The organism is Bhargavaea sp. CC-171006, assembly GCF_009761675.1.
GTDB classification, from domain to species: Bacteria; Bacillota; Bacilli; order Bacillales_A; family Planococcaceae; genus Bhargavaea; species Bhargavaea changchunensis.
Window position 1 is genome coordinate 36,999 of sequence record NZ_QUZH01000003.1, and the last position, 25,687, is coordinate 62,685.

Consider the following 25,687-nt stretch of genomic DNA (forward strand, 5'->3'; position numbering starts at 1 on the left):
ACACTTTCCGCCGTTAATGTCTTAAAACCCATGTATACTAATACGGGTAGGAGGTGAAGAAGATTGATCCGAAAACTGTTGATGGGGATCGCCCTGATTGCGGCGGTCGGCTTCCATGCCTCGGCGATGTTCATGCCGGCGTTCGGGCGGCCCGCCGGGGAGATTGCTGCGCGGCTTCCGGTCGTCTTCATGCCGTCCATGTTCTCGGCGCTGATCCTGCTTGTCCTCGTGCCGCTGCTGGCGCTGTACGTCATCCGGGGCGGCGGGCAGGCGGACCGGCCCGCAATCGCCAATCTGCGTGCCGCTCTTTTCATCACGGCTTCCATTCTTCATATTATCGAACTCATCACTTGGCAGGAAGAACGGTTTCTCCTGTTTACAGCGTCCGAAGTTGCCATGCTGGCCGTTTTGGCTGCCCTCTACTTCACTTATCCGAAGAAAGAAAACCGCCTTTCCGGACGGATTCCCATTTCAGGGATGTTCTCTTACTTCTTCTTCAGCCTCCTTGTCGCGGTCCACTACACGCTTGAGGCAAATGACTGGGGCGGGCTTGGCCTGAGTGATGCACTTTGGGCGATCATCACGCTGACATTTGCCGCGGCAGTCGCGCTGCATTTCCTTTATCATCACAGTGATGATATGTTTGCGGGCGTCTTTGCCTGGATGTCTATCATGGTCGCCGCGAGGAACGGGATTGACGAGCCGCTTGTCTCCGCTGCTTCCCTTTTCCTTGCCGGCACCGTCATCACCTGGATGGTCATGAGCAGAAGGCAAAGCAAAAAAGTGTCCCGAACGGCAGAAGATTAATCATCATACGCAAAATGGTCCCGGGATATTTTCCCGGGACCGTTTTTTAATCTTCGCTGATGTCTGTGATGAGCAGCGGGCCGTCCGCAGTAACGATGACAGTGTGCTCGATCTGGGCCACGAGCGACTTGTCCGGCGTGATGAACGCCCAGCCGTCTCCGCCTTCGATGATGTGTTCCGCCTTCTGGGATATGAAGGGTTCGACCGCAAGGACCATGCCTTCCTTCAGGAGCGTGGTATCCCACCGGTCATAATAGTTCAGCACATGGCTCGGCTCTTCATGCAGGGAGCGGCCGACGCCATGGCCCGTCAGGTTCTTGATGACATGCAGGCCGTTGTCGCTCGCCTCACGGCTGACCGCTTTGCCGAGCTGATTCAGCCGTCCGCCCGGCCTCACCTTCTCAATCGCCTTGTCGAGTGCCGACTTCGCGACGTCGATGAGCTTTTGTTTTTCCTCGTCCGGCTCGCCGGCCACAATCGAAATGCCCGTGTCGGCAAAGTAGCCGTTGTACGAACCCGACACGTCGATGTTGACCATGTCGCCGTCCTTGATCACATAGTTACTCGGGATGCCATGCGCCACCACTTCGTTGACGCTGATGCATGTGAAGCCGGGAAAATCATATTCGCCCTTGGGACCGGATACAGCCCCCTTTTCCTCGAACATGCGGCCTGCCATATCATCCAGCTGTTTGGTCGTGACGCCCGGTTTCGCGGCGTCTTTCAGCGCATCGCGGATCTCCGCACAAATGCGCCCGATTTTTTTGAGATTCTCGAAGTCTTCGGTCGTCTTCGCGATCATTCGATTCAGCACTTCCTTCTGTGGATTCAATTTCCACTATACCACAGACCGGACCTCCGCCAAACAGTCACGATTTCAGCGCCCGGATTCCCGCCGCTGCACACCAGACAAACGCCGCCCCCTGAAAAACGGCATATAAAAGAGACAGCAAGGCAGCAGTGCCCGCATGCCCGAAAGACGGTGCCATGCCGGTGAACGCCGCTTCCCTCACCTCGTTCGCCGCGATGATCGTGGTGACAAGAAGGGCTGCGAGCGGCACGGCCGGAATCAGCTGGATGGCAAGCGCCCGCTTCGCGTGGCGCCGGACCATCCCGTCGCCCGATGCGAAAAGCAGAACAAGCGGGAACAGGACGGGAGCGAACAGGATGCTGAAGTAGTTGAATGAAGCGATCAGGCGGGGATTGTCCATGAGGCCCTCCTTCCGGAATGTGGCACAGCAGCTGTTATCATCGTATGACGGGCCGGGTTGAAAACGGCGGGCGGGTAGTCTAAACTTGGAGTGTCCATACTGAATAGTTGAACCACAAGGGGAGCCGCGGATTGTCGCGGCTGAGAGTGGGCGGACGGCGCCCAGACCCTTTGAACCTGTAAGGTCATGCTTGCGCAGGGATGTGGATGGAAAACGATGCCTGCAGGCGTCCGGCTCTGTCCCGGACGCTTTTTATATTGGTCATCCCCATCTTGCGACAATATTAATTGGGGGGAATCTTCCGATGCAACGGAATCAACGTCTTCAGTTCCTGATCGAGGTCGCAATCTTTTCCGCGATCGGCTTTGTCTTGGATCAGATATCCATCAAACTCTGGTTTCAGGGCGGCTCCATCAGCCTCACGATGGTGCCGATCGTCCTGATGGCCTTTCGCTGGGGACTCGGGGGTGGCCTGCTTACCGGCCTGATCCTCGGAATTCTCCAGACATTTGCCGGAGCCTACATTATCCATCCGGTACAGGGCTTCCTGGATTATATCGCGGCATTCGTCGTGATCGGCGCGGCCGCTTTCCTCCGCCCGATGGTGCTGCGGGGCGCCGACGCCGGCGAAAAGGGACGGATGGTGACCGGCATCGTCATCGGTACGGTCATCGGCGGCCTGCTCCGCTACGTCATGCACGTCCTGTCGGGCGTCGTATTCTTTGGCGCTGCTGCGATTGATGCCGGAGACAATGTCTGGTGGTATTCAATCGTCTACAACGCAGGCTACATGATCCCGTCGATCATCCTGACTGCCGCCGCCTGCGCACTCCTCTTCAGCACAGCGCCTCGGCTGCTGAAGCGATAAGCCCAGCCTGCCCATGCGGCGGCTGGAATAAACCGGAATTCAGATGGACAGACGGACCCCCGCCGGGATCGGCGGGGGTTTTGGATTAGGGACGTTGCAACTGAGATTGTCAACGTTTCTCGACCTTATCAGATAAACGAAAACCCCTCCGGCGATTCGGAGGGGTTAAAGTAAATGGCATGGATGCCCTGAAGATGTTCATCGACTGCAGATCGGGACGGTGTCTCGCCACCGCCATAAGCACTTCGCCCGTCCGCTTCCTGCATCCGCCTGTTCATCTCCTCAAACGAGACCGGGTTCGGCGGCGGCACCTCCCACGGTTCGACGGTCAGACGGTAAGGGGAGTTTTCAAAGAAGGCGTTCGCCATCCGCCGGTATCCTTCAAGCGTCGGATGGACGTCAGCCGGGTTCGGAAGCAGCTGGCTGCCTTCTGAGGCAAACGCCTTTTCTACCGGTACGAACACGGCTCCCGCAGCCTCCGCCTCCTGTTTCAGGATCGCATTCAGCCGGCCGAGCTCTTTTCGGAGACCCGATTTCATCTCCTCACGGGCATGTGGATACGGGAAATAATAGCCCATGATGTAAACAGTCGCCCGCGGCGCCCGCTCCGCCAGTTCATCCAGTATGGACGCCACATTCATCCTGACCCCGTTCAGCGCATAATCAGCCGGGATCCGCTCGTAGGCAATCGTGCCTGCCCGGGAATCGTAGCGCACCAGACCGAGGAGGTCATTGGCGCCCGCGGAAACCGTGATCAGTGTGGACCGTTCCAGAATAGGCCTTGCTTCATCCGACCGGACCCTCTCCAGCACCTGGCCGCTCGTGAGCCCCGGATAGCTGAGGTCCTTTGAATAAAAGGCGACCGGTACATGCCGGCGCATCTCCATCGCGATCATGTCCGCATAGCCGAAATCGATCGCCCGGTCCGGGGTCTGGCCGGCTGCAAGAGAATCGCCGAGTGCGACATAGGAGACGGGAGCCGCGGCCTGTACGTTTCCGGCCTGCGGAATCAGAAGGAAAAGAGCGCCTACAAGGAAGGCAAGACGCCTCATCGGCGTTTCCCGCCCTTGTTCCCTTCCATCTTCTTGCCGTTCCGCTGTCCCTTGCCGGCATTGCCCGCCGGCTTCCCGGATGACGCGGCCTGCACGGTCTTGGAGGAGCCTTCGATCAGGCTCCCCTTGTGCCAGACTTTCTGGACCGGTTTGCCCGTCAGCGCACGGGTCAGCTTCCGGTACGTCTTCTCGTCCGGGTATGAAACGAACGACAGCACTTCTCCGTCTGCACCCGCGCGCCCCGTCCTGCCCGAGCGGTGCGTGTACTGTTCTTCAGTGCGCGGCACATCGATATGGATCACATGCGTCAGGCCGGTGATATCAAGCCCGCGTGCCGCAACATCGGTCGCGATGAGGATGCGCACCGTACCGTCACGGAACCCGTCAAGCGCCTGTTTGCGCTCCATCTTGTTCATGCCGGAATGAAGCACGGCCACCGGCGCTCCCTCGAACTTCAGCTTCGACTCCTTCATGAGCAGCTGGTCCGTATTGTTGATAAAAGCAAGCGCCCGCAAGCCTTCCACATGGGACAGCCTGCGGATCAGGTCCGTTTTGTCACGCTCGTCCACCTTGGTGAAGGAATGGATGACCTCGCCCTGCTTCGGCAGCTCTTCCGCGGTCACTTTCAGCTGGAGCGGATCATCCATGAACCGCTCCGCGACAAGTCGGATTTCATCGGTGATGGTTGCCGAGACGACCGCGACCCGGCAGTCGGATGCGGCAGCACTGATCAGCGATTTGACGTCGGTCCGGTGGTCGCGCCCCAGAAGCTGGTCCCCTTCATCCAAAACGATATGCCGGATGTCATGCATCTTCAGCTTCCGGTCATTCGCCAGCTCCCAAACGCGTCCCGGCGTCCCGACGACAATCGTCGGCTTCTTTTTCAGCTTCTCGATCTGGCGCTGTTTGTTCGCGCCTCCGATCAACTGCGTGACCGTGACGTCCGTGCCTTCCGTCCATTCGCGGAACACTTCGACGATCTGCATGCAGAGCTCCTGGGAAGGCGCCATGACAAGTGCCTCCGTTTTCTTTGAAGTGCCATCAACAAGCGACAGAAGCGGGATGACATAGGCGAGCGTCTTCCCCGACCCTGTCGGCGATTCCGCGACAATGTCCCGTCCGTCGATCATTGCGGGAATCATCTTTGACTGAATCGGCATCTCCTCTTCAAATGTCCATTTTTCCCGGAACTGCGGCTCCAGCCGTTCGATCCAACTCATCATCCATTCCCCGTTTCACAACAATATTTTTCTCCATTCCATTGTTTCTCCGAATTAATCATCGATATGCAAAACGGATGGCAGAGAAACGTTTACCATCCGCATGATCTTCATTTATCTATTCTGAGACTGTGGCCGCATGCCAGGATCGCCTTTTCTGCAAGAACGAGAAGCGAATCGATGTAATGATCATTCAACGACAGCTCCTTTTTCACTATAGACAGTTCGGTGCAGCCGAGCACGACTTTGTCACAGCCTTTTTCCTTCATATCCTCTTCCACCCTGGCCCACAAATCGGGGTCTGCCGGGCGACCGGCCTTTACATAATCATAAATAATCGACATGACGGTTTTCTGAACATCTTCATCCGGCAAGACCGGCATGATCCCTTTGGCTTCACATGCATTCTGATAAACCCGGCTGATAAGGGTCCCGTCCGTTGCCAGGATACCAAGCGTCTCGGCTCCCTCTTCGGCTGCACGTTTTATCGTCTCTTCGATCATGTTCAGAACCGGCACCGGGGACGCCGCTGCGATCTCCCGATAAAATGAGTGGGCCGTATTGCACGGAATCGCAATCAGGTCCGCCCCTGCCCTTGCAAGCCGCTCTGTATCGCGGACAATGAAAGGGACAGGGTCAGTCTCTCCCGGATCGATGATGAAGGCTGTACGGTCAGGAATGGCTGTGTTATTTGTGATCACCATGTCCACGTGATCCTGATCACGATCAGCATCCGTATGCCGGACAATCATCTCTCCGATATACATCGTGGCGAGCGGTCCGACTCCCCCGAGGATTCCAAGTGTTTTCTTCTCCATGTTGTCCAATCCTTTGCTGTCTATCTGTTTATGGGTGTAAATTATATCACAGAAGGCATTCGTTTCGATATAAATGCCATTACTCGTTCGGCGGCTTGACGCGCCCCTGCTCCCGCTGCTCAAAGGCGTAAGCGAATCCGATCAGAAGCGGTTCTGCGAATGCCCTGCCATAGAAAGCGATGCCGAATGGCTCGCCTTCCTCTGTCTTCCCGGCCTGCACGGCGACGCCCGGGTAGCCGGCTGCAGCGCCAAAGCTGAGGCCGTGGGACTGCGGAAAGACGAGGGCAGTGATATCATGTTCGCGGAATGCCCGTTCCAGTGCGAGTTCGGACGACAGATGCCTGTTCCGCTCGAGCGCTTCCAGATAGGCACGCTCGGTCAGCGTCCCCGATGTCCGGTCCGACTGTTCCAGCATGTTCTGGCCGAACTTCAGCGTTTCCTCCGGATGTCGATTGTTGAATTCGATGACGTCAGACAGTGTCCGGACCGGATTGCTTGCGGGCGTCCTACCAAGGTAGGCGTTTACCGCTACCTTGAATTCATGCATGAGCACATCATAACCCAGGTCATCTTCCATGACGCCAAGGTCAATGTCATCGATGATTTCAGCTCCGCACGCTTTCAGTACTTCCAGCTTTCGGTCGAACAGGTCCTGGACCTCACTGTCCGCCTCGTTTTCGAAGATGTTGCGGGCAACGCCGATGCGCGCACCTTTTAGCGCATCCGGATCAAGGCAGGCTTCCCAGTCCTGGCCTTCCCATGCACCGCTCAGGGATGTCACCGGGTCAGACGGATCCTCTCCGACCATCTCCCGGAACAAGAGCAGCGCATCTTCCACGGTCCTGGCAAGCGGACCGGGGATATCCTGTGTCATGGACAGCGGGATGACACCGGTCCGGCTGATGGCGCCGACGGTCGGCTTGATCCCGACAAGGCTATTCTGCACGGCCGGCTCGATGATGGACCCGGTCGTTTCAGTGCCGACCGATGCCGCCGCCAGGTTTGCAGCGACTGCCACTGCCGCACCCGAGCTTGAGCCGCCGCAGTCAAACTGTCCGTAAGGGCTCTTGACCTGTCCGCCCCTTGAGCTGTAGCCGTTCGTCATTTTGTCGGACATGAAGTTTGCCCACTCGGTCATGTTCGTCTTGCCTAGGATGACTGCACCGGCCTCCCGCAGTTTCTTGACGAGAAAGGCGTCTGCGGCTGCGTAATGATCGGCCAGGGCAAGCGCCCCGCAGCTGGTATGCATCTTGTCACCGGTATCCATGTTGTCCTTTAGAAGGACCGGGATGCCGTGGAGTGGTGATCGCATCCCCTTCACCTGACGCTCATAGTCCAGCTGCCTGGCGATCTGGAGGGCATCCGGGTTTACCTCAAGGACGGCGTTGACGTTGCGGCCGAATTCCGAAATCCTCGACAGGTACATGACCGTGAGCTCCTCCGCCGTAACCTCCCCTTTCACCATCTTCTGCTGCATCTCCCGGATGGTCGCCTCTTCCAGCCATTCATCCCTGATACGTTCCAGTCGTTCGTTCTGCATCCTGATCCCTCCGATAGAAAAAGCCGGCCGGCTGATGGCCGTCCGGCATACGATTATTGTTCGTGAAGTTCGGTGTATTGCTTCAATAATGTATAGATGGGTAGCTCATACAGTTGCTTGCCGTCGATCTTGAAAATCCCTTCATCCACCAGCTTATCGATAATGGACTGCTTTTTTTCATCCATCGGTCCTTCATGTAATTCTCTCATGGTGCATTCTTCTCCTTGCTCATGATGATACCGACTTCATCTTTCCCGTATTGGACGAAAACGAAACCGGATTTGTTCCATCGGTCAAAGGAAGAAGAACCCGATGCCCATGATCAGATAGGCGGCAAGCAGGGTCAGCCCCTCGAACCAATTTGACTCCCCATCCAGCGTGATGACGATTGTCAGCAGTGCCGCCGTGATCATCGCGACCAATTCCGCGACCGTGAACACGAGCGGCATCTGCACCGGCATCATCAGGGAGATGAGGACCAAGGCAGGTGCAACGAACATCGCGACCTGGAGTGTCGAACCGACGGCGATCTCCACGGATACATCCATCTTGTTCTTGACCGCCAGGATCAGGGCGGAAGCGTGTTCCGCGGCATTTCCGACGATGGCGACGATGATGACCCCGATAAAGAGCTCCGACCATCCGAAGCGCTCTCCGATGTCCTCAAATGTATGGACAAGGTTCTCAGACACAAATGCCACCGCTGCCGTAGCCAGAAGCAGAATGAGGATCGCTTTCCCCTTTGACCATTCTGCCTCTTCTTCTTCCTGCTCGCCATGACTTTCTTTGTCGGATCCCGTAAAATATCCCCGATGTGTGACCAGCTTGAAAAACAGCCCGGCCAGATAAAGAAGGATCATGATGACCGAGATCCCGATGCTCAGGCTGATCGTGCCGCGGTCGTCCATACCCTGGGAGAAAATCTCGGGGATGACGAATGCGACAATGATGGCGAAAATCAGGAGTCCCGCATTATATCGGGCATCCCGCAAACTGAAGTTCTGCCGTTTGTGCTTGAGACCGCCAATGAAAAATGACAGCCCGAGCACAAGAAGCAGGTTGCCGATCACCGAACCGGTCAGTGAAGCAAGAACGATTCCGACCAATCCAGCCTTGAGAGAGAAAATGGCGATGATCAGCTCTACTGCGTTCCCGAACGTCGCGTTCAGCAGACCGCCAATACGCGGTCCGGATATGATTGTCAGTGATTCGGTCGCTCTTCCCATGATTGCGGACAGGCCAATGATGCTCACACAACAAAGGATGAACATGATGACACTTGACCAGTGGAGAAAAGAGCCTGCCACAACGAGCGGCACACCGACGAACGAAACGATTGTAAAAATCCTATTCAACGAATTCCCCTCCATTGCGTCGACCATTATGAGGAACTATACCCCACTGCGATTTGGGTATAACCCGGATCATGGCGGCAGGGCCGGGAACTGAGCGGCGATCATCAGAGGACATTGGTCATAAAAGATAGAAAACCGCCCTGTGGACGGAATATTCTCCGGCCACAGGGCGGTTTAGGTCTGCGCTCAGCGACGCAGTTTCTTTTTCAGTTTCTGAAGCTTCGGCACAACATTGACGAACATTGTATAGAGCAGCGGGTTATAGACTTTGTCCACTTCGCCGATGTATTCCGTATGCCCATCCTTATCACAGAAGCTTTTCTTGAACAGATACAATCCGTCTTTCGGACTCAGTTCAAAGACGCCTCCAAAGTCATATTGTTCGGCGCCTTCCGAGATTCCCCATTTGATCATCTCATAGTTCATCAGATGGTTCGGGTTCAGGTTGCGCTTCTCGTTGGTGCTTCCTGCATACAGATAGTACAGCTTGCCGCTGTAATTGATTGTCAGCCCGGCAGCCAGCTGGTCACCTTCATGTTCGGCAATATAAATGCGGAAGTTTTCCCCGAACGCCTCGCGCATCCGCTTAAAGTAATCGATCGAGCGCGTCGTGATTCCGTTCCGCTCCGCCATCGTCCTGTAGATCGAATAGAAGTCTTCCAGGTACTCGTCGCTATCACCATAACTCACAGTGACGCCCTTCTTGATTGCGCCCCGGATGATATTCCGGCATTTCTTCGAAAACTTCATCATGATCGACTCTTCGTCGTGATCCTCAAAATAGAGGATCATGTTGAGACGGGGCTGGATGAGTGCTTCCTTTTCCTCATCACGGTTATGGACTTTGAAGCCCATCGATGTGAACTGCTGTTCAAGCGATCCGGAATAGCGCACTTCCGGATCGAACTTTAAAGCAAACGCCTTATGTTTCTTCACCAGCGGCTCGACTTCTTTCACGAGCCTGAAAAGGAGTTCCCGGTCGGTGACATCGCATACCGGACCCCGGGGTGCATACAGCAATGAGAACCCTCCAGGCACTTTCCTGACGAGAATCGACATTGCCGCTACGATCTCTCCATCCTGTTCCACATACACCTGTTCATTGCCCCAGTCGTTCTTCACTTTCGACCATTGCAAGTCCTGCGTGATGGCGCGGTGCGGAGATGTTTTCACAAACTCTTCATACCTGGCCGTCATTTCTTTGTTGTTGCGATCTAAGATTGGCACCCTATGTAAACCTCCATATCCATCAGCAAGAAAACCCGCCTCCAAGCAAGGCGGGATCACCCTCTCGGATTGAAGTATTCTTCAAACCGCTGATGGTAAGTCTTATAGTATGAGTAAAGCTTGAATCGGCGGATAAAGCTCCGGTCCTTTTCATAGTAAAGCGTCGAGGCGGTCTTCCCTTCCCGAATCAGGCGCTGGACCTGTTCTTTCAGCTCCGGGTCGGTCGTGTATTTCACGACGATATCGAGAGGGATGCCATGCCAGAGCACTTCGTTATCCCCGTAGACGACAGGGTTGTCACGGTGATAGACCCTGTCCTCTACAAGATATTTCGACATGTTGTATCCGTTTGCAGTCACAAAAAAGCTGCTTCGGCCCTGGCGGATGTTCAGTTCAAAGATCTTGAACTTCCCGTCACGCCGGTCGTACTTCAGGTCGATGTTCGCAAAGCCTGTGAAGTTGATCGCTTCCAGGAAACGCTTGTACTGGTCATACAGTTCCTGATTTTTGTCACCGACAATGGCCACATAATTGCCGATCAGGATCGGAGTCGGGTCTTCCAGAACCACATGGCCGAGGCACATCATCCGGACTTTGCCGTTCCTGTCGCAATAGGCGTTCAATACGTACATCGTCGTGTCATCACCCGGGATATAGTCCTGGATGATGAGCGTCCCGTCATACGTGGAACCGTAAATCTTGGTGATTGCGTCGACGAACTCTTCACGGCTGTCGACAACGTATGCCTTTTTCTTCCCTTCGAATTGTGCATTGAAATAGCGCATGCTATCCGAAGGCTTCACAACGGCCGGGAAGTCGAACGGCAATTCCATATGCGGGTCCATTCCTTTTTTGAAGATGACTGTTCCGGGATAATCCAGTCCGTACTCCTCGCACATCGAATAGAACTTTTCCTTGAAGATGATATCGTCCATCATCTGCTCACTGACGAAAGGAAGGATATAGTGCGGTTCCAGGACCGCCCGCGCCCGGACAGCAAGCTCTACATAGTTCTCATTGCTGGCGACCAATATCAGCTTTTCCGCCCGCTCTTTCAGTTCGTCCTTTAATGATAGCAAACTCTCCGCGAAAGTCTTCGGATCGTCGAAATTCTCAAAGATCTTCTTTTCTAAGATTTTGCTGTGCATCGTGGACAGGAGATGCCCTTTCGTCGCCACGATGCTCCTGATGCCGTACTCCTCATGGAAGGCACGCGCCATTCCATACGCATTATCATCCGATCCCAAAATAACGGGCAAGAAATCCATTTTCGGCATAGTTTAAACCCCTTCATTCTTGTACGGTGCCATCATTTTTCGACATCCGCAAATCAACTTTCAGTCTATCTTACGCCGCTCTGTCAAGTCAAGGAAGCCGCGGACCCGCGGTGTGGTCATGATGGGAACGGAATGGGGAGCCCGTGGGTTCCCTTCCCTGACTTTCTTCCCCTTTCAAGAACGGGTTTTTCGCAATATCAGACATGATTCGATAATCCGGTTGACGAGTTCATTTCTGAAAGCTAGATTTAATGAAGCGGGATGGAAGAAATAGACTCATCCGCCAAATTATCAAAAGGGGAACCGTCATGAATCTGAATACTATCACGTCACCGAGGGAAACGGTTTATCTGATCCTCTCGGCAATTGCGAGCGTCCTGATTTATCTGGCCGCCGCGGTATCCATCATCGGGATCGGCATCGCGCTCATCGTGTTCGCGTTCGTCCTGTTCACCAATGCGATCATGCTCGGATCGGTCCGGGGCAATGGCGTCCGTCTTTCTGAACGCCAGTTTCCGGATGTATATGGGCGTGCGGCTGAACTGTCTGCAAAAATGGGGCTGCGCAGCGTGCCGGACATCTTCCTCGTACAGTCCGAAGGGGCGCTGAATGCCTTTGCCACCCGCTTTTTCGGGCGGAATATGATCGTCCTGTATTCCGAAGTGTTTGAGCTGGCCCGCGAGAAAGGGGAAAAGGAACTGGATTTCATCATCGCCCATGAGCTGGCCCATATCCGGAGACGCCACATCTGGAAAAACCTCCTCATCATGCCGGCCCGTTTCATCCCATTCCTTGCGCAGGCCTACAGCCGGTCCTGTGAATATTCATGTGACCGGGAAGCCGCATATATAACCGGGGACGGCGCTGCGGCAAAGCGAGCGCTCACATTGCTCGGTGCCGGCAAGGGGGTCTACAGGGAAGTCGACGAGACGGTCTGGCTGGAACAGATTCATTCCGAATCAAACGGCGCCGTCTGGCTGAGCGAAATCCTCTCTTCGCATCCCAACCTGCCGAAACGCGTACAGGCAGTCGGCCATTTCATGCAGGTTGAGGGCACGCCCCATTACCGGCAGAACAACGGGCGGATTGCACTCTGGGCCGCGGGATTGACTGCGATTGCGGTTGCCGTCTATGTCGGTGTCCTCGTTTCCTTTGCCGGAGGCGGTCTAGTCTACGGCAACTTGCTGCCGGCCGCTGTCGCAGAACCGGAAGCGTTTTTCGAGGAATACGATCTTCCTCCCCTCTCGGATGCGGTCTATGAGTTCGATGACGACCGGCTCAGGGAACTGATCGCGGACGGAGCGGATCTGGAAGAAACCGACGAAGACGGGACGACCGCGCTTCACTATGCCTCCTATGCGGGCAATGCTCCTGCAGCCGCCATCCTCCTTGAGGCGGGGGCCGACCCGAATGCAACTGACATTAACGGCACCGCCCTCACCACCGCTCTTGATTTCGGCTATTATGATATCGCGCTGCTTCTTTACGAAGCCGGTGCAGATCCGTATGCCAAAAGCGTGGAGGGCATAGATGCCCTTGAATCCCTCGGAGTCACAACACCGGAGGAATTTGAACAAGAACTGAAAAACAACCTTTAACTGAACGGACAGCACCCCGGAGAATACGCGCAGAGCGTGGTTCCGGGGTGTTTTTCAACGTCTTTCCCAACATCAGGATTCAAACACGGGCAATCAGGGCAAACAACAAGGTAGATATCCTTTCTCGATTTAATTGTTATAGAAATCGAATCCCTCCGACTACTTTTATTATTTCAATATAGAATTTATATTCAGAATAACGCTTTAATTCTTGATTATTCACTGGAATAAAATTATTTTTGACAATTGAAAATGCCGGGAGTAGTATAAGATGGTCTACAATTAAGGAGGTAGCACAACATGTCGCGTCTATCGCACCGTGAAATTGTGGAAAGTGTCCCTCAGAAAGGGTTCTTCGGACATCCGAAAGGACTGTTCACCCTCTTCTTCACTGAATTCTGGGAACGTTTTTCCTACTACGGGATGAGGGCCATCCTCGTCTTCTATATGTACTACGAAGTTTCAGAAGGCGGTCTCGGCCTCAGCGAACCGCTTGCCCTTTCGATCATGTCGATCTACGGCTCGCTCGTCTACATGTCCGGAATCATCGGCGGCTGGCTAGCCGACCGTGTGTTCGGCACATCGAAAGCCGTCTTCTACGGCGGTATCCTCATTATGTTCGGCCATATCGCCTTGGCCATTCCGGGGAATGTCGCCCTGTTCTTTATCTCGATGGTGCTGATCGTCCTCGGTACAGGTCTTCTGAAGCCGAACGTATCGAGCGCAGTCGGCGAGATCTACCCTAAAGACGACCACCGGCTTGATGCCGGGTTCTCCATCTTCTACATGGGGATCAACCTCGGCGGGTTCCTTGCACCGCTGATTGTCGGCGCTCTCATGGGCGTAAGCTTCCACCTTGGATTCGCTGTCGCTGCGGTCGGGATGTTCATAGGCCTCGTCACGTTCGTCATCACAAAGAAAAAGAACCTGGGACTTGCAGGCACGCAAGTACCAAACCCCCTGACTCCAGACGAAAAGAAAAAGTGGATCAGGAACACGGTCATCGGCCTGGTTGTCATTGCAGTCATTCTGGCAGTGATGATTCCACAGGGCCTGGTCACGATCGAGGGCGTCATTGCGCTTGTCGGTGTACTCGGGATCCTGATTCCGACCGCCTACTTCATCGTCATGTACCGCAGCCCGAAAACGACGCCGACCGAGCAGTCGCGTCTCATCGCATACATCCCGCTGTTCATCGCATCGGTCATGTTCTGGGCGATTCAGGAACAAGGTTCCACCATCCTGGCGCGCTATGCGGACAAGCGGACAGACCTGAATGCATTCGGCTTTGAGATCTCTCCTGCCTGGTTCCAGTCGCTGAACCCGCTGTTCATCATTATCCTGGCGCCGGTGTTTGCCTGGATGTGGACGCGCCTCGGTGACCGGAACCCGACGATTCCACGGAAGTTCTCGTTCGGTCTCCTGTTTGCAGGTCTGTCGTTCCTCGTCATCCTCCTCCCGGGTATGCTCGGAGGAGAAGGCGCCCTGGTCAACCCGATGTGGCTTGTCCTGAGCTACTTCCTCGTTGTCCTCGGTGAGCTTTGCCTGTCACCTGTCGGCCTCGCTGCGACAACGCGTCTCGCGCCTGCAGCATTCTCCGCCCAGACCATGAGCCTCTGGTTCCTGTCGAACGCGGCTGCACAGGCGATCAACGCACAGATCGTCAAGCTGAACACACCTGAAACAGAAAACATTTACTTCGGAACTATCGGAGGCCTGGCGATTGTCCTCGGGATCATCCTCTTCCTCGCAGCACCGAAGATTATGAAATTCATCAAAGATTAAGAACAAAAGCGCAAGCGCCCGCTTAGCAACGTACAAATTGGAGCCCTTCGCAATGAGATAAAGGAAACACGTCGAGGAACGAGCCGATGTTGACTTATCGCAATGGAGAAGGGTGAAGTTTGCTAGTTGCTGGGCGCTGGAGCTGGCCGTGGAAGCCAAGTGAATAGTGTTATCCACAGAGTGACGATTTATAATTTCCTGAGCAACATACGAAAAGACGCCCGCCATCATGGCCGGGCGTCTTTTGCTGTTACCGCAGAAGTTCAGAGAATGTATCGCCGTGATCAAGGTCGCCGTATTTAAATCCTCGGTTGAACCAATCCATCCGCTGCTCAGATGTACCGTGGGTGAAACTTTCCGGAACGACGTATCCCCGGGACCGGCGCTGGATCGTATCGTCCCCGATGGCGCTGGCCGCGTTCATCGCTTCCTCAAAGTCGCCTTCCTCCAGGTAGCCCCGTTCCTGGGCATGCTTTGCCCAGACACCGGACAAGTAGTCGGCCTGAAGCTCCATTGCAACAGAATAACGGTTGTACTCTTCCTTGCTCACCTGCTGGCGGACCCGGTTTACTTCCTCGTTGACGCCGAGAAGCGTCTGGACGTGGTGGCCGACCTCATGGGCGACGACATATGCCATTGCAAAGTCTCCGGGTGCATTGAACTGGTTTTTCAATTCGTTATAAAAACTCAGATCGATATAAAGCTTGTGGTCGCCCGGACAATAAAACGGACCGACCGCGGCGCTGTTGAAACCGCACGCCGACTGGACGCTTCCGGTATAAAGGACGAGTGTAGGCTCCTGGTAAGTCATGCCGTTTTCCTCAAAGATGTCTCCCCAGATTTCTTCGGTATCGGCCAGAACGACTCCAACGAAATCCGCCAGTTCCTCTTCCTCGGCCGTCTCCACATAACCTGTGCCGCCTTCCTGTCCTCCCGAACCTGCCTGATCCGAGCCGCCCATGCCGAACAGCCCGTCCAGTCCGCCGCCGAACAGCAGGAACAGGATAATCCCGACAATTCCGAGTCCCCCGCCGCCGATCGCGACAGGGCCACCGAACCCGCCCGGACTTCTCTGTCCGCGCCGGTCCTCGATATTTGAACTTTGTCTCCTGCCTCTCGTCTTCATGCTATTTCCTCCCTGCCGTTCTTCATGCAAATGTCATTGATTGTTCTTTACCCAAAAACATCACAGGTCATACGCAGGGATATGATTTCAGGGTTATGCAGCAAAGACAAAAGGCCGCCCGCCGGCAGCCTGATATGTAATGGTATTATCTTCCTTGTCCCGCTGCATCCTCCAGCGCCTGCCTGAGCGATCCGTAGGTACGGATCATGCCGAAGTCGATCCCGAGGTGAATCGAAGTCTGCGCGATTTCAGGCCGGATGCCGGTCATGGTGGAGCGCATACCGAGCAGGCTGAGAATCTGGGTAAGTTCATACATCTGCTGGGCAACCATTGTGTCGATGATGGTCACGCCGGACAAGTCGATGAACAGGTGAACGATATCCAGTTCCAAACAGCGCTCCGGCACCGCCGTTTTAAGGATTTTGGCCCGGCCGGTATCGATATCGCCGATCAGCGGAAGGATGCCCCGCTCCCCGTCAATTTTAATCACAGGCGTACCAAGCTCCCGGATCAGCGACTGCTGTGCAGTCAGCCGTTCTTCTGTGATTTCGTGGTAGGCCATGGAAAACTCATGGAACAACTCATCAAAAGACTCATTCATTTCGCTTCCCCACCGCAAGACGTCCGCACGCAGGACTTCATCATTATTCGCGCGGATAAAGCGTTCGATAAACGACCAGTAGATGGTGCGGAACCGCATGACCGCATCGAACACTTCATGGATCGGTGTATTGCTCCGGATCCGGCTTTCCGCCACCAGCTCCGCCCAATTCTTTTTCAGCCTCTCAAAATGGCCTGGCTGGCCGGACAGACGGGTTGCGATGGAACGGATTGTCAGCCGATTCTGTTTACGCAGCGTCTCGACCGCATGATCGTCTGCTGATGATGAATAAACCGAACCGATTTTAAAATCCCGATTTGACAGCCATTCGTCGGTCATGTGTTCCGCATTCTCCAACAGATAATCATAAAGCTTTTCGTTCACTAAATTCACAAGAACAGGCCCCCTTTTCTGCTCGTGTATCTTCCTTATTCCTTTAGTTTACCATTAACACCATTTCATTTCAGAAAGGGCGGTGACTCCGGTCCTTCTTCCGATTATTAAAATACGGCGCAGGGTAGAGAAGGTCAAACAGGGAAAGAAGGGATCTGATGGAACTCTTTCGAGTAGACGGAAAGATGGACGGAAAAAAATTAGCTGTCGCCATCGCCGTTCCGCTTATTGGCGGAGCGGCAGCGGGATGGCTGGCCAACCGGAATGCACAGGATAAATTCAAGCGTCTCGATAAACCCGGATTCGCCCCGCCGCCGGCTACTTTTCCGATTGTCTGGAACATCCTCTACACAACGATGGGCATTGCACGCTATCGGGCCGGCATGAGCCGGACCCACAAAGGGATGGAGGAATCCTTTCCCCCGTATAACATCCAGCTTGGCCTGAACTTCCTCTGGTCTTTTCTGTTCTTCAAGTGGCGGCTGCGCGGAACAGCACTGATTGAGATGACAATCCTTCTTGGCGCGATTGCCCTGACGGCGGAACGATTCTACAGGGAAGACTGCACCGCCGGATTGCTGATGGTTCCTTATATGGGTTGGGTGCTATATGCACTCGCACTGAATGCATCCATATGGGAAAAGAATGATCTGGAGTAAGAAAAAAGCCGGCACCAGCCCTACAGGGCGCGTGCCGGATTCTATTTGTATGGGGAATCATCCTTGCCGTCCGGCCATCAGGTTTGCAAAATCGGATTTTACGGTCACTTTCAGATCCTGCACCCTTTTGTCGCGCTGGGCAGTACGTTCTTCCGTCAATTCATCACGCACCATTTTTTCCAGCCGGTCCTGAAGGTTCCTGGCATGCTCGATCTCTTCCTGGACTTCCGCAGCCCCGAAGCGTTCGGTGACGGAGGTGTAACCGCCGAACAGCTGATCAAGCGGAGCCTGGTCCAATTCCTGGACAACCGCGACGATGGCGATATGCCCGTCCTTCATCCGGAGCGTCATGGACCAGAAGAGGTTGGCATCAGGCATCATGTGAGGGGCGTTTTCATCTGTTCCGACCGAACCGCCGACACCTACACTGAGCAGCGTCCCGACCGGTCCCGCGATGACCCCTGTGATTCCCCCGATGATGCCGCCGATGATCGACTCGTCGGCTTCCGCTCCCGAATCGAAGGAACGGCGAAGACTGATCATCCCCTGTTCTTTTTTGAAGATGCCGACCTGTGCGACCTGCGTTTCGCCACTTGCTTTCTGCAAGCTTTCCAAATCCGCCAGCGCGTCAAGCGTGGCCTGTTCTTCACTGAAATAACCCACAATGACACTTTCCAACGCGATAAACTCCTTTCGCCTTTAAAATCCTCTTGTCTTTATTGGTATTCCCGCTTCAGCGGAATTCAAGCCAATGCTTTTGCAGCCCGGTTCCGGTCGGCCCATCCGTCAGGACAAACAGGAGCAGAATCCTCCCTCCCCAAGAAACACGAACATTCGATACCCAAAACCCTTAATTTCTTGCTTTTTATAATGAAAACCCTTACAAAAGTTCATTCTTATAAAAATAAAGTCCCGAAATCCGAATGATGGGTTGACATCCGTTTTTAGCGTGTTATGATAGTCACAACTTAAGAAATCGTCTAACAATTTCGAGGGAGACATGCGTCAGAGTCCAGGGATTTTCAGAGAGCCGGTGTTTGGTGCAAACCGGCAATCCCACCCAGGCGTTCCGCTCCTGATGTTGGCGGGCTGAAACCGAGTAAGCCCGTCCGGCCATGGCCGTTATCCATGTCAACGAAGGCCGCCGGATTCCGGCGGCGAATGAGGGTGGCACCGCGTGGCTGAAAGCCGTTCGCCCCTTGCAGAAACTGCAGGGGACGAACGGCTTTTTTCATTTCATTTTGATCTGACCGAGGAGGAAACAGACATGCTGAAAGACCAACAGTATCTTCGTATTCCGGGACCGACACCGGTACCGCCCAGCGTCCAGCGCGCCATGGCGCAGCCGATGGTCGGCCACCGCGCAAGCGAGACCGCCGAGCTGATCCGGCGCATCCGTCCGGGTCTCAAGAAAGTGTTCGGCACGGAACAGGACGTCATGATTTTTGCGGGAAGCGGCACATCCGGCCTCGAAGCGGCAGTTGTCAATACAGTCGGTGAAGGAGACGAAGTCATCGTTGCCGTCACCGGAGCATTCGGCAGGCGTTTTGTGAAGATCCTTGACGCTTACGGGGTGAACGTCCATGAGATCGAAACGGAATGGGGACATTCGGTCACGCCTGACGAGGTACGTGAAGCACTGAAGAATCATCCGGAAGCCAAAGCAGTCTTCGCCACTTTCTGTGAGACGTCGACCGGCGTACTGAACCCGGTGGCCGAACTGGCACAGGCAGTCCATGAAGAGTCGGACGCGCTGTTCATCGTCGACGGCGTATCCTGCATCGGGGGTGTCGATTCAAAAATGGATGAATGGGGCATCGACATTCTCGTCACCGGTTCACAAAAAGCGATGATGCTACCGGGCGGCCTCATGTTCGCAGCCTGCAGCGAACGCACATGGAACGTGATCGAAGCGAACCCGCGACGTGGATTTTATCTCGACTTCACGAAATACCGGGACAACCTGAAAAAGGATTCGACCCCGTTCACTCCTGCCACTTCCCTTCTTTACGGTCTGGAGCAGGCGATCCGGCTGATTGAGGAAGAAGGATTCGAGGAAGTCATCGCCCGGCACGAACTCATGAAAGACATGACACGCGCCGCATACAAGGCACTCGGCGTCCCGCTACTGGCAAACGACGAAGATGCCTCCCCGACCGTCACGGCGGTCCGGCCGGATGCCTTCGATGCCGCCAAGCTGCGCAAAGTGCTGAAGGAAGAATTTAACCTGATTATCGCCGGCGGCCAGGAACATCTGAAAGATGCCATCTTCCGGATCGGCCATATGGGCTACTGCTCGCCGGGTGATGTCCTGCAGACACTTGCAATGATTGAAATCGGCATTTTCAAGTCGGGCATGGAGATTGAACTTGGCAAAGGTGTCGCAGCCGCACAGCAGGTTTACCTAGGGAAAGGGGATCATCAATGATGAATACAACGATCGAAAAGACCACAGTGAAAAATGCAGTCATCCTTATCAGCGACCCGCTCAGCGAAGAAGGGCTTCAGCCACTCCGTGAAGCGGAAGGCGTCGAACTCAAAATCCAGACCGGCATGACACCCGAGGAACTGCTTCATGCCGTAAAAGACGCGGATGCCCTCCTCGTCCGCAGTCAGACCCAGGTGACCCGCGAAGTCATCGAAGCTGCCGGCAACCTAAAGATCATCGGACGCGCCGGAGTCGGGGTCGATAACATCGACCTTGAAGCGGCCACTGAGCGAGGCATCATCGTCGTCAATGCGCCGGACGGCAACACCAACTCGGCAGCAGAGCATACGATTGCCATGATGACCGCCCTTGCACGCAACATTCCCCAGGCCTTTCTTTCGCTGAAGGAAGGCAAATGGGACCGGAAAAAGTTCGTAGGCGTGGAACTTAAAGAAAAGACGCTCGGTATTGTCGGCCTCGGACGGATCGGCGCGGAAGTCGCGCGCCGCGCAAAGGGCCAGCGCATGTCGGTCATCGCCTATGACCCGTTCCTGACCGGGGAACGTGCCAAGGAAATGGGCATTGCCGTCGGCACGCTGGATGAAGTGGTGGCCGCAGCCGACTTCATCACCGTCCACACGCCCCTCATGAAAGAAACCCGTCACCTCATCAATGCGGACCGATTCTCCAAGATGAAAGACGGAGTGCGCATCATCAACTGCGCCCGGGGCGGCATCATCGACGAGGACGCGCTTTACGATGCGATCGAATCGGGGAAAGTCGCCGGCGCTGCGCTGGACGTTTTCGAGACAGAGCCGTTCGTCGGACACCGTCTGCTCGATCTGCCGCAGGTCATCGCCACGCCCCACCTCGGCGCAAGCACGATCGAGGCGCAGGAAAGCGTCGCGATCGACGTAGGCCGGGATGTCGTGCGATTCTTCGGCGGCAATCCTGTCCGCAACCCGGTCAACATGCCGTCCGTGTCGCGCGAAGTCCTGGCGAAGATCGGGCCGTTCTTTGACCTGGCCGAAGATCTAGGCGCCTTCATCTCCCACCTGGCCGACCAGCCGCTGACCGAAGTGAACATCCGCTATGCCGGCGACCTGGCCGAGTACGATGTGCGCCCGCTCACACGCAATGCGCTGAAAGGGATCCTGAAGCGCAATCTCGGCACGCATGTAAATGATGTCAACGCCAAATTTCTCGCCGATTCGATCGGCATCGGTGTCTCCGAACACAAAACGACCCAGTCGAAAGGCTTCCAGCACCTGATCACCGTTGAAGTGAAGGCCGGCGATGAGGCGCACAGCGTATCCGGCACCTTGCTGAACGGACTCGGGGAGCGCATCGTCAAGGTCGATGACTATGTCGTCGATGTCGTTCCGGCAGGCCACCTGCTCCTCATCAAGCACAAGGACCAGCCGGGCGCGATCGGCCGCGTCGGCACCCTCCTTGCGGAAGAAAACATCAACATCGCCACCATGCAGGTCGGCCGTTCCGCTGCAGGCGGAGACGCGATCATGATGATCACCGTCGACAATGAGGTGAAGCCGGAAGAAGTCAGCCGCCTTCACAAAATTGAAGACATCCACGCAGTCCGGACGATTGATCTTTAATAGAAGATAAAGAAGGCTCCCGCCAACGGAGATCGCTGTTTAAGTCCATAGTAAAGCCGCCACTCAGATTTTTGAGCGGCGGCTTTTTTCATGATTTGCGAACTGACTTAGCCTGGCAACGGCAAAAGATAGCGGAAAACGGCGGTCTGTCGGTTTCGTCATTCGGGCACCTGATTTCGTCATTCGGGCGCTTGGTTTCGTCATTCGACGCCCAGATTTCGTCATTCGTCCTTTTCCGGGAAGCGAATGACGAGATTGAACGGATGAATGACGAGATTGAACCCGTGAATGAAGAGATTGAACCCACGAATGACGAAATGACCTTCTGCCCAAAAAATTAACGGGACCGGCTTCGGTCCCGTTTACAGCTTATCTGTTTGCATCGCTGATCACGTCTGCCAGTTTGCCGAGGTGGTCGATTTCGTAAGTCGGTTTCACTTCTGGATTCGGTTTGCTGCCTTCCCGGTTCAACCAGACGGAGCGGATGCCGGCACGGTTTGCACCGAGGATATCGGTCATCAGGTTGTCGCCGACCATCAATGCCTCATCTGCCTGTGTGCCCATTTTCTCGAGAACATGAAGGAAAATTGAGGCATCCGGTTTTCCTTTTCCGAAATCGCCCGAGATGAGAATGAAATCAAAATACGGCGAGATTTCAGGAGTGATGGTCAGTTTCTCGTTCTGGAGGCTCGGTGCACCGTTTGTGAGGAGTACGAGCCGGTAGTCTTTTTTAAGGGATTCCAGTACTTCAAACGATTCGCCAAAGACGAACGGGGCTTTGCGGCGTTCCGAGATGAACTTTGCGACCAGCTCGTTTGCCAGTTCGTAATCTTCCACGCCGACTTTCTTCAGCCCTTTTGTCCAGGCGTCCTTCTGGTAAGTCCGGATGATGTCGCGCATCCGCCGGAAATCATCCCCCTCATCCTCGAAGGAACCCCATAGACCTTCGAACGGGTTAATGCCGATCATCTGGGTGAACTCGTATGTATCATACGAAGCGTATAGCTCGCGTGCTGACTCCCGCACTTTTTCCTCAAGCTGCTTCGGGTCGACTTTGGCCTTTTCAGCGGCAAATTCGCATGTGCGGTCGAATGCCGTCTGGATGCTTTTCTTGTCCCACAGGATCGTATCGTCCAAGTCGAAAATAATCGTCCGTATCATCGGGATCGGCCTCCTTTCAACTGGTATCCATTATAGCGGATATCCGGAGCAACAGGCGAAAATATTGGAATGTTCCGCACATCCGAAAGAAGCTTGCAAAAATCGCCCCATTTTATCTTTCACCCCTATCTCTTTAGTCTGCCTATTTTAAAAAAACTCCGATTTACGACTCTTTCCTTCCGATCCCTTAGCACCATTTTTATCCTTCTCATCGTTTCCTCATGATTCTCTCATCAGGTTTTATCTTTCAGCGGATAAAGTGGCGATGACATCAAACGAACGAGGAGGAATTGACATGGATATGAAAATTGTAATGGTACCGTCAGGATTCAAAGAGTGCCTCGATGCAGAAAATGTGGCGGAGGCGATGGCGAGAGGTGCCAGGAGGCTCGGAAGCAACATCCGGGTGGAGATGCTGCCGATGATCGACGGCGGCGAAGGCTTCGCAAAGGCAATCACTCAACTGAAAAGCGGCGAGCTGGTTCCCTTGCAAGTTACCGGGCCTGTAGGGGAACCGGTGATGAGCCACTTTGGACTCTTTTCTGAACGGGGAATCAGAACTGCTGTGATTGAGATGGCGGCGGTGGCCGGGCTTACTCTTGTTCCCCGTGACATGAGGAATCCGTTGCGCACGACGACTTATGGGGTCGGGGAACTCGTCCGCTCAGCCCTTGATGCAGGTGCGAAACGCATTCTGATCGGGTGCGGGGATTCCGGAACATCAGATGGCGGCGCAGGGATGGCCCAGGCGCTAGGCGTCCGTTTTCTCGATCACCGCGGATTGCCTGTGACCGTCGTAGGAGGCGGAGATCTCTTGCAGGCGGAGCGGATTGATACTTCCGGCATCGATCCTCGTCTGGAACATGTCAAAATCGATGTAGCCTGCAACCACCGTAATATTTTGTGCGGCGGTCGAGGTGTTGCCCGGGTGTTCGGACCGCAGAAAGGCGCGACACCCGAGCAGGTCGAGGAGCTGGCAACGGCGCTCGAACACTATGGCGTACTAATCCGTGATGCAACGGGCAAAGACATCCGTTTCCAGCCGGGAAGCGGCGCATCCGGAGGCCTGGGCGCCGGACTTGCTGTGTTCACCGGTGCACAGCTGCATTCCCGTTTTGACATCATCCGGGATTACATCAATATGGAGCACGTCATCGCCGATGCGGACCTGGTCATCACCGCCGAAGGAAGTCTCGACTTCCAGACACCTGACGGGAAGATACCGGCAGAAGTAGCCCGGATCGCCAAACAGCACAATATCCCGGTCGTCGCAATTGCCGGCACAATCGGCAAGGGAGCGGACCTGAACTACGGTGCCGGTATCGATGCGTTCATGAGCATTATCCAAAAACCCGCAACCTTGGAGAAATCGATCCAAAAAGCGCCGAAATGGATTGAAGACACGACGGAGTGTGTGCTCCGCCAAATCTCAATCGGCCTTTCAATCGCGGAAAGGACCCGGGCAAATGTAGGAAGTACAGCGCAATGACGACACGGGCTGAACTTCACCGGAGGCATCGTACCGGGGCTCTTCATGTGCTTCGCAAGGTACCAAAACCGGTTCTCACGGTTGTTGGGCTACACATTCTGTATGCTGCACTGATCGCACCTGCAGGCAGCCTCGGATACGATGGCAAAGTAGCTCTTTTCGCGTTTCTGTCCGCCATGACACTCTGGGCCGGAACCCAGCTCCCAACCGGCTATGTGGCCCTCTCCCTCGTCTTGTTCATCATCTTGTTGAAAGCGGGCGAACCGGATCTGCTTTACCTGTCGATGGCGGAACCCGTTGTCTGGCTCATGATCGGCGCTTTCATCATCGGTGAGGCCTTTACCCGTTCGGGGCTCGCGGATCGGATGACACATGCGGCACTTCGCCATTTCGGGAGAAAAGGGAGCCTGGTGAATGCACTGACTGGCCTGCTGTTCGCCACATCTTTTTTCATTCCGTCCACTTCCGGGCGGGCGGCGCTGGCCAAGCCAATCCTCAATCGGCTTGGCAGCCGGTTTACCGCACGCGAACAGCATGTGCTCTCAATCCTCGCTCCTGCAGTCATTCTGATGAGCACATCAGCAACTCTTCTTGGAGCGGGTTCCCACCTGATCGGGGTCGGGCTGCTCGAGACAACTGCAGGCCAGTCGATTTCATTTATCCGATGGCTTGTCTGGGGCGTTCCATTTGCCGCAGCGGCGACATGGGTCACCGTTGTGGCCATCCGGCTGACGCTGTGGCCAAAAAATGAAACGACCGTTAAGGAAGATGGGCTTGAAACAGCCCCGCCCCCTATTAAAATGAGCGCCACAGAAAAAAGGACGCTCATTCTCATTTCAGTCATGCTGATCGGCTGGTTGACGGACGGCCTCCATGGTTACGGAATTGCTTTCGTGACGATGGCTGGGGCTGCTCTGGCGATGGTGCCCGGGTATGGTGTCCTTTCTTTTAAGGAAGGTGTCCGTTCCGTTTCCTGGAATCTGATTCTCTTTGTCGCTGCCGCAACAGCGCTTGGAACGGCCCTGATTGATACAGGTGTCGTCAAGGTGGCCGAAGAAAAGCTTTCCGGACTGCTTCTGTCTGCCGGGCAGGCCCCTGAGTGGCTGCTTGTCCTCGCGCTTGCCGCGGTCTCGGTGACAAGCCATCTCTACATCACGTCCCATACGACCCGTGCCGTGGTGCTGGTGCCGACACTGATCCTGTTTGCCCGCAGCATTGGCGCCGATCCGGCAGCGGCCGTGTTCCTTGGTCTCATCGGCATGAACTATTGCCTGACAATGCCCGTCAGCTCCAAGGCTCTGCTTTTGTTCTATGAGGAGGGTGATGCCTCCTTCAGTGTGAAGGACCTCGCCAAGCTCAGTTGTATCCTTGCTCCTGTTTACATCGCGCTTATGGTGTTGTTCTACTTCACCTACTGGAAATGGACGGGGCTGGGGCTGTAATAAAAATGAAGCGA

General features: G+C 55.0%; 24 protein-coding genes and 1 riboswitch. Of the genes, 10 read left to right on the forward strand and 14 right to left on the reverse strand.

Features of this window, described 5'->3' with window-relative positions:
- Positions 1-63: 63 nt before the first annotated feature.
- Positions 64-807 carry a hypothetical protein gene (locus tag DZC51_RS00595; protein ID WP_157293417.1) on the forward strand — a complete coding sequence of 248 codons (744 nt, stop codon included), beginning with the start codon at positions 64-66 and terminating at the stop codon, positions 805-807.
- Positions 808-853: 46 nt separating this feature from the next.
- On the opposite strand, the gene map is transcribed toward DZC51_RS00595, so the two are convergent.
- Together map and DZC51_RS00605 are read right to left on the reverse strand one after the other, a co-directional pair.
- Complete coding sequence (gene map / locus DZC51_RS00600; RefSeq protein ID WP_157293583.1) at positions 854-1,609, reverse strand: type I methionyl aminopeptidase; 756 nt, start codon at positions 1,607-1,609, stop codon at positions 854-856.
- 67 nt (positions 1,610-1,676) lie between these two features.
- Positions 1,677-2,018, reverse strand: a complete 342-nt coding sequence (locus DZC51_RS00605) for a magnetosome magnetite crystal formation protein family (protein ID WP_157293418.1) — start codon at positions 2,016-2,018, stop codon at positions 1,677-1,679.
- 107 nt (positions 2,019-2,125) lie between these two features.
- A riboswitch (TPP riboswitch) is annotated at positions 2,126-2,236 on the forward strand.
- An 86-nt stretch (positions 2,237-2,322) separates the two neighbouring features.
- On the opposite strand from DZC51_RS00605, the gene thiT reads away from it, so the two are divergent.
- Entirely contained in the window at positions 2,323-2,886 is a 564-nt protein-coding gene (gene thiT / locus DZC51_RS00610) for an energy-coupled thiamine transporter ThiT (RefSeq protein WP_157293419.1), read from the forward strand.
- Between the two features lie 128 nt (positions 2,887-3,014).
- On the opposite strand, the gene DZC51_RS00615 is transcribed toward thiT, so the two are convergent.
- The 8 genes from DZC51_RS00615 to DZC51_RS00650 all read right to left on the reverse strand — a co-directional run bounded on the left by DZC51_RS00615 (position 3,015) and on the right by DZC51_RS00650 (position 11,375).
- Positions 3,015-3,938, reverse strand: coding sequence for an SGNH/GDSL hydrolase family protein (locus tag DZC51_RS00615; protein ID WP_157293420.1), 924 nt, complete (start codon positions 3,936-3,938; stop codon positions 3,015-3,017).
- Entirely contained in the window at positions 3,935-5,158 is a 1,224-nt protein-coding gene (locus DZC51_RS00620) for a DEAD/DEAH box helicase (protein ID WP_157293421.1), read from the reverse strand. Before DZC51_RS00620 ends, DZC51_RS00615 begins: the two co-directional genes overlap by 4 nt.
- Positions 5,159-5,268: 110 nt before the next feature.
- Complete coding sequence (cuyB, locus tag DZC51_RS00625) at positions 5,269-5,976, reverse strand: cysteate racemase (protein ID WP_157293422.1); 708 nt, start codon at positions 5,974-5,976, stop codon at positions 5,269-5,271.
- 79 nt (positions 5,977-6,055) lie between these two features.
- Entirely contained in the window at positions 6,056-7,516 is a 1,461-nt protein-coding gene (locus DZC51_RS00630) for an amidase family protein (protein WP_157293423.1), read from the reverse strand.
- Positions 7,517-7,569: 53 nt separating this feature from the next.
- Entirely contained in the window at positions 7,570-7,725 is a 156-nt protein-coding gene (locus tag DZC51_RS00635; RefSeq protein WP_157293424.1) for a Fur-regulated basic protein FbpA, read from the reverse strand.
- Positions 7,726-7,809: 84 nt separating this feature from the next.
- Positions 7,810-8,871 carry a calcium/proton exchanger gene (gene cax, locus DZC51_RS00640; RefSeq protein ID WP_370513665.1) on the reverse strand — a complete coding sequence of 354 codons (1,062 nt, stop codon included), beginning with the start codon at positions 8,869-8,871 and terminating at the stop codon, positions 7,810-7,812.
- Positions 8,872-9,057: 186 nt separating this feature from the next.
- Complete coding sequence (locus DZC51_RS00645; RefSeq protein ID WP_157293425.1) at positions 9,058-10,098, reverse strand: lipid II:glycine glycyltransferase FemX; 1,041 nt, start codon at positions 10,096-10,098, stop codon at positions 9,058-9,060.
- Between the two features lie 56 nt (positions 10,099-10,154).
- Positions 10,155-11,375: a carboxylate--amine ligase gene (locus DZC51_RS00650; RefSeq protein WP_157293426.1), complete on the reverse strand. Its 1,221-nt coding sequence runs from the start codon at positions 11,373-11,375 to the stop codon at positions 10,155-10,157.
- A gap of 308 nt (positions 11,376-11,683) precedes the next feature.
- Between DZC51_RS00650 and DZC51_RS00655 the strand changes: the two genes are divergently transcribed.
- Positions 11,684-12,973, forward strand: coding sequence for a M48 family metallopeptidase (locus DZC51_RS00655; protein WP_157293427.1), 1,290 nt, complete (start codon positions 11,684-11,686; stop codon positions 12,971-12,973).
- Positions 12,974-13,273: 300 nt separating this feature from the next.
- Complete coding sequence (locus DZC51_RS00660) at positions 13,274-14,758, forward strand: peptide MFS transporter (RefSeq protein ID WP_157293428.1); 1,485 nt, start codon at positions 13,274-13,276, stop codon at positions 14,756-14,758.
- A 250-nt stretch (positions 14,759-15,008) separates the two neighbouring features.
- On the opposite strand, the gene ypfJ is transcribed toward DZC51_RS00660, so the two are convergent.
- Both ypfJ and DZC51_RS00670 read right to left on the reverse strand, forming a co-directional pair.
- The gene (ypfJ, locus tag DZC51_RS00665) at positions 15,009-15,884 is read right to left on the reverse strand and encodes a KPN_02809 family neutral zinc metallopeptidase (protein WP_157293429.1); all 876 of its coding nucleotides are present in this window, start codon (positions 15,882-15,884) and stop codon (positions 15,009-15,011) included.
- 145 nt (positions 15,885-16,029) lie between these two features.
- On the reverse strand, positions 16,030-16,878 hold the full coding sequence (locus tag DZC51_RS00670) for an STAS domain-containing protein (protein WP_157293430.1): 849 nt from the start codon (positions 16,876-16,878) through the stop codon (positions 16,030-16,032).
- Positions 16,879-17,036: 158 nt separating this feature from the next.
- On the opposite strand from DZC51_RS00670, the gene DZC51_RS00675 reads away from it, so the two are divergent.
- Positions 17,037-17,537 carry a TspO/MBR family protein gene (locus DZC51_RS00675; RefSeq protein ID WP_157293431.1) on the forward strand — a complete coding sequence of 167 codons (501 nt, stop codon included), beginning with the start codon at positions 17,037-17,039 and terminating at the stop codon, positions 17,535-17,537.
- 57 nt (positions 17,538-17,594) lie between these two features.
- Here the strand turns inward: DZC51_RS00675 and DZC51_RS00680 are convergent, their stop codons facing one another.
- Positions 17,595-18,215: a hypothetical protein gene (locus DZC51_RS00680; protein ID WP_157293432.1), complete on the reverse strand. Its 621-nt coding sequence runs from the start codon at positions 18,213-18,215 to the stop codon at positions 17,595-17,597.
- A gap of 589 nt (positions 18,216-18,804) precedes the next feature.
- Between DZC51_RS00680 and DZC51_RS00685 the strand changes: the two genes are divergently transcribed.
- The 3 genes from DZC51_RS00685 to DZC51_RS00695 all read left to right on the forward strand — a co-directional run bounded on the left by DZC51_RS00685 (position 18,805) and on the right by DZC51_RS00695 (position 21,922).
- The gene (locus DZC51_RS00685; protein WP_157293433.1) at positions 18,805-19,965 is read left to right on the forward strand and encodes a pyridoxal-phosphate-dependent aminotransferase family protein; all 1,161 of its coding nucleotides are present in this window, start codon (positions 18,805-18,807) and stop codon (positions 19,963-19,965) included.
- Entirely contained in the window at positions 19,965-21,581 is a 1,617-nt protein-coding gene (gene serA, locus DZC51_RS00690) for a phosphoglycerate dehydrogenase (protein WP_157293585.1), read from the forward strand. Before DZC51_RS00685 ends, serA begins: the two co-directional genes overlap by 1 nt.
- A 95-nt stretch (positions 21,582-21,676) precedes the next feature.
- Complete coding sequence (locus DZC51_RS00695; RefSeq protein ID WP_157293434.1) at positions 21,677-21,922, forward strand: hypothetical protein; 246 nt, start codon at positions 21,677-21,679, stop codon at positions 21,920-21,922.
- A 28-nt stretch (positions 21,923-21,950) separates the two neighbouring features.
- On the opposite strand, the gene DZC51_RS00700 is transcribed toward DZC51_RS00695, so the two are convergent.
- Complete coding sequence (locus DZC51_RS00700; protein ID WP_157293435.1) at positions 21,951-22,742, reverse strand: HAD family hydrolase; 792 nt, start codon at positions 22,740-22,742, stop codon at positions 21,951-21,953.
- 301 nt (positions 22,743-23,043) lie between these two features.
- Between DZC51_RS00700 and DZC51_RS00705 the strand changes: the two genes are divergently transcribed.
- The gene (locus DZC51_RS00705; protein WP_157293586.1) at positions 23,044-24,231 is read left to right on the forward strand and encodes a glycerate kinase family protein; all 1,188 of its coding nucleotides are present in this window, start codon (positions 23,044-23,046) and stop codon (positions 24,229-24,231) included.
- Positions 24,228-25,673: an SLC13 family permease gene (locus DZC51_RS00710; RefSeq protein ID WP_157293436.1), complete on the forward strand. Its 1,446-nt coding sequence runs from the start codon at positions 24,228-24,230 to the stop codon at positions 25,671-25,673. The genes DZC51_RS00705 and DZC51_RS00710 overlap by 4 nt, the downstream gene beginning before the upstream one ends.
- Positions 25,674-25,687: the final 14 nt, after the last annotated feature.

Excerpts from the sequence above, each read along its gene's own strand:
- map (WP_157293583.1), bottom strand. The coding sequence starts at position 1,609 with ATGATCGCGAAGACGACCGAAGACTTCGAGAATCTCAAAAAAATCGGG.
- DZC51_RS00660 (WP_157293428.1), top strand. The coding sequence starts at position 13,274 with ATGTCGCGTCTATCGCACCGTGAAATTGTGGAAAGTGTCCCTCAGAAA.
- DZC51_RS00710 (WP_157293436.1), top strand. The coding sequence starts at position 24,228 with ATGACGACACGGGCTGAACTTCACCGGAGGCATCGTACCGGGGCTCTT.
- DZC51_RS00700 (WP_157293435.1), bottom strand. The coding sequence starts at position 22,742 with ATGATACGGACGATTATTTTCGACTTGGACGATACGATCCTGTGGGAC.
- DZC51_RS00615 (WP_157293420.1), bottom strand. The coding sequence starts at position 3,938 with ATGAGGCGTCTTGCCTTCCTTGTAGGCGCTCTTTTCCTTCTGATTCCG.
- DZC51_RS00605 (WP_157293418.1), bottom strand. The coding sequence starts at position 2,018 with ATGGACAATCCCCGCCTGATCGCTTCATTCAACTACTTCAGCATCCTG.
- DZC51_RS00630 (WP_157293423.1), bottom strand. The coding sequence starts at position 7,516 with ATGCAGAACGAACGACTGGAACGTATCAGGGATGAATGGCTGGAAGAG.
- ypfJ (WP_157293429.1), bottom strand. The coding sequence starts at position 15,884 with ATGAAGACGAGAGGCAGGAGACAAAGTTCAAATATCGAGGACCGGCGC.
- DZC51_RS00675 (WP_157293431.1), top strand. The coding sequence starts at position 17,037 with ATGGAACTCTTTCGAGTAGACGGAAAGATGGACGGAAAAAAATTAGCT.
- serA (WP_157293585.1), top strand. The coding sequence starts at position 19,965 with ATGAATACAACGATCGAAAAGACCACAGTGAAAAATGCAGTCATCCTT.
- DZC51_RS00650 (WP_157293426.1), bottom strand. The coding sequence starts at position 11,375 with ATGCCGAAAATGGATTTCTTGCCCGTTATTTTGGGATCGGATGATAAT.
- DZC51_RS00705 (WP_157293586.1), top strand. The coding sequence starts at position 23,044 with ATGAAAATTGTAATGGTACCGTCAGGATTCAAAGAGTGCCTCGATGCA.
- DZC51_RS00635 (WP_157293424.1), bottom strand. The coding sequence starts at position 7,725 with ATGAGAGAATTACATGAAGGACCGATGGATGAAAAAAAGCAGTCCATT.
- thiT (WP_157293419.1), top strand. The coding sequence starts at position 2,323 with ATGCAACGGAATCAACGTCTTCAGTTCCTGATCGAGGTCGCAATCTTT.
- DZC51_RS00685 (WP_157293433.1), top strand. The coding sequence starts at position 18,805 with ATGCTGAAAGACCAACAGTATCTTCGTATTCCGGGACCGACACCGGTA.
- DZC51_RS00620 (WP_157293421.1), bottom strand. The coding sequence starts at position 5,158 with ATGAGTTGGATCGAACGGCTGGAGCCGCAGTTCCGGGAAAAATGGACA.
- DZC51_RS00655 (WP_157293427.1), top strand. The coding sequence starts at position 11,684 with ATGAATCTGAATACTATCACGTCACCGAGGGAAACGGTTTATCTGATC.
- cuyB (WP_157293422.1), bottom strand. The coding sequence starts at position 5,976 with ATGGAGAAGAAAACACTTGGAATCCTCGGGGGAGTCGGACCGCTCGCC.